The organism is Oryzihumus sp., assembly GCF_054325275.1.
Genome location: NZ_JBTCWL010000131.1, coordinates 1 through 2,869, shown reverse-complemented (window position 1 = coordinate 2,869; position 2,869 = coordinate 1). Strand labels below are relative to the sequence as shown.

Annotated in this window: 5 protein-coding genes; 2 read left to right on the top strand and 3 right to left on the bottom strand. The window is 73.1% G+C overall.

The genetic code is table 11. From position 1 onward, the window contains the following. Positions 1-510, top strand: a 510-nt coding sequence (locus tag ACXVGS_RS18935) for a GNAT family N-acetyltransferase (RefSeq protein WP_458538216.1), incomplete at its 5' end; no start/stop codon positions are given. A 24-nt stretch (positions 511-534) separates the two neighbouring features. Here the strand turns inward: ACXVGS_RS18935 and ACXVGS_RS18930 are convergent. Next, positions 535-1,026: a hypothetical protein gene (locus ACXVGS_RS18930; protein WP_458532269.1), complete on the bottom strand. Its 492-nt coding sequence runs from the start codon at positions 1,024-1,026 to the stop codon at positions 535-537. Positions 1,027-1,187: 161 nt separating this feature from the next. Between ACXVGS_RS18930 and ACXVGS_RS18925 the strand changes: the two genes are divergently transcribed. Then, positions 1,188-1,865 carry a hypothetical protein gene (locus ACXVGS_RS18925; protein WP_458538215.1) on the top strand — a complete coding sequence of 226 codons (678 nt, stop codon included), beginning with the start codon at positions 1,188-1,190 and terminating at the stop codon, positions 1,863-1,865. A gap of 11 nt (positions 1,866-1,876) precedes the next feature. Here ACXVGS_RS18925 and ACXVGS_RS18920 read toward each other — a convergent pair whose 3' ends face one another. Beyond that, positions 1,877-2,125, bottom strand: coding sequence for a VOC family protein (locus ACXVGS_RS18920; protein ID WP_458538214.1), 249 nt, complete (start codon positions 2,123-2,125; stop codon positions 1,877-1,879). 3 nt (positions 2,126-2,128) lie between these two features. Continuing rightward, positions 2,129-2,869 (bottom strand): ATP-binding cassette domain-containing protein (locus ACXVGS_RS18915; protein ID WP_458538213.1); only part of this gene is annotated, 741 nt, incomplete at its 5' end.

Genomic DNA, 2,869 nt, shown 5'->3' with positions numbered 1-2,869 from the left:
ACGCGACTGCTCACCCTCGAGGACGTCCCCGCGCTGACCGAGCTGCTGGTGCGCAACCGTGAGCACCTGGCCCCGACCTCGCCGCTCCGCGACGGGGACTGGCTGACCGTCGAGCGGCAGCGCGAGGCCGCGGTCCAGGCGCTCGCCGAGCACGAGGCAGGACGCCGGGTGCCGATGGTGGTCCTCGACGCCGCCGGCGAGCTCGCCGGGACGCTGAACCTCAACAGCATCATCCGCGGGGCGTTCCAGTCCGCGAGCGTCGGCTACTGGATCAGCGCCGATCGGACCGGTCGTGGCTTGGCCACGGCCGCCGTGGCCGACGCGCTCGCGCTGGCCTTCGGGCCGCTGGCGCTGCACCGGGTGCAGGGCGAGACCCAGCCGGACAACCTTGCCTCCCAGCGGGTGCTGCTGCGCAACGGCTTCGTCGAGTACGGGCGGGCACCGCAGTACCTCCACCTCGGTGGCGCCTGGCGGGACTGCGTGCTGTTCCAGCGGCTCAGCACGGACTGACCCGGCGCCGAGCCGCCAGACTGCTCAGTGCGCGACGAGCGCCTTGAGCGCGACCATCGCGATGCCGAACAGGCCGGCGGTCGCGGTGCTCCCGGTCAGCCGCCAGCCGGTCAGGCCCGCCGCACGGCCGGCCGTCAGGCCGTGGACGATCAGCACCACCACCGCGGCCGCCAGCGCGAGGAAGCTGGCGGCCTTGGGGGTCGCCCCCACCAGCCCGGCCACCGCCAGGACGAGCAGGGGGATGTACGACGCGGCCACCAGGTGCCAGGTCGCCCCCACCAGCCCCCGGAGCTCCCGACCGGTCGGGAGCCGGCCGGCGTGGATGTGCTCGGCGAGGATCTCGGCGTAGACCTCGGCCAGCCAGTAGACCAGCAGGGTGCCGAACACCAGGACCTCGAGCACGGAAGGTCGCAGGCTCCCCCCTGCGGTCGCGAGGACCGAGGCGGTGACGATGGTGCCGTAGATCCCCGCGGCGCGTGCCCGCCGCGACGGCTTGGCGCCCGTTGTGACGTTCATGGCCGTCCTCGTCTCTGCCACCGGCCGGGGTCGCGGCGCCGCGCGGGGGCGGGCCTCCCTCATCGTCCCGCCGCCGGCCCGATGCACAACCCGCACCGATGCGGTCCCCGGCGGGACGTTCTCCCCTGACCTCGCCGGCCTCCGGCGGATTCCGTGGGGACATGGACCGGAGGCGTCCCCTCGGCACGGCGGCGCTGGCAGCGGTCGCCGCGGTCACGGCATACCTGGTGGTGGTCCGTCCACGGTTGCTGCGCTGGGGTGCGACCCAGGCCGAGGTGCGCGCGGACTTCCCCGGGCGGGAGATCGTCCCCGGGGGCACCCGCAGCGCGACGATGGCCACGACCATCGACGCCCCGCCCGCGCAGGTCTGGCCGTGGCTGGTGCAGATGGGGACCGATCGCGGCGGGTGGTACAGCTGGGACCGCCTCGACAACTTCGGCCGCCGCAGCGCCCACCGGGTCCACCCGGAGTGGCAGCCGATCGAGGTGGGGGACCGGTTCATCGCCCGGCCTGACCGGAGCCAGTGGTGGGAGGTCGCGGCGCTGGAGCCGGAACGCTTCCTGGCACTGCGGATGTCCCTCGACCTGCGCGGGCGCCCGTTCGACCCGGTCGGCGAACGGCCGTCGCGGTTCACCGACTCGACGTGGTCCTTCCAGCTCGCCGAGCTGCCCGGGCACCGCACACGACTCGTCGTCAGCGGCTACTGGTCGCTGCGGCCGCGGTGGCTCCAGCCGCTGATGAGCGTCGCGGTCCTGGAGCCCTCACACTGGGCCATGCAGACCCGGCAGTTCACAAACCTCAAGCGCCGGGTCGAGGCTGGGTCACGCACCACGCGGTGACGCCGTCCGGCTCAGCTGACGCAGAACTCGTTGCCCTCGGGGTCGTGCTTGACGACCCAGTAGTACGGGTCCTCCGGGTCGTGGCCACCCGTCCGGCCCTCCACCGTCGCGCTCAGGCCCACCAGCTCGGCCACCTTCGCCTCGACGACCTCGACCCGCCGGTCCAGGGTCAGGGTGTCGTCCCGGCCGGTGGGGTAGAGGTCGACGTGGAGCCGGTTCTTGCCTGCCCTCGTCTCCGGCACCTCCTGGAACCACAGCATGGGTCAGGCGCCCACGTAGGCGGCGAGGTGCTGGCCGGTGAGGGTCGAGCGCGCGGAGACCAGGTCGGCGGGCGCCCCCTCGAACACGATCCGCCCACCGTCGTGGCCGGCACCGGGGCCGAGGTCGATGATCCAGTCGGCGTGCGCCATGACAGCCTGGTGGTGCTCGATGACGATGACCGACTTGCCCGAGTCGACGAGCCGGTCGAGCAGGCCGAGGAGCTGGGCGACGTCGGCGAGGTGGAGGCCCGTGGTCGGCTCGTCGAGGACCAGGACGCCGCCCTTCTCACCCAGGTGGGTGGCGAGCTTGAGCCGCTGCCGCTCACCGCCGGAGAGCGTCGTGAGCGGTTGGCCGAGGCTGAGGTAGCCGAGCCCGACGTCGGCCAGATGGGTCAGGACCTTGTGTGCGGCCGGCGTCTGCGCCTCGCCGTCCGCGAAGAACGCGCCGGCCTCGTCGACCGACATCGCGAGCACGTCGGCGATGTTGCGTCCGCCGAGCGTGTACTCCAGCACCGCGGCCTGGAAACGACGGCCCTCGCACTCCTCGCACGTCGACTCGACGGTCGCCATGACCCCGAGCTCGGTGTAGATGACGCCGGCGCCGTTGCAGGCGGGGCAGGCACCCTCGGAGTTGGAGCTGAACAGCGCGGGCTTCACGCCGTTGGCCTTGGCGAAGGCCTTGCGGATCGGCTCGAGCAGGCCGGTGTAGGTCGCCGGGTTGCTCCTTCGGGAGCCGCGGATCGC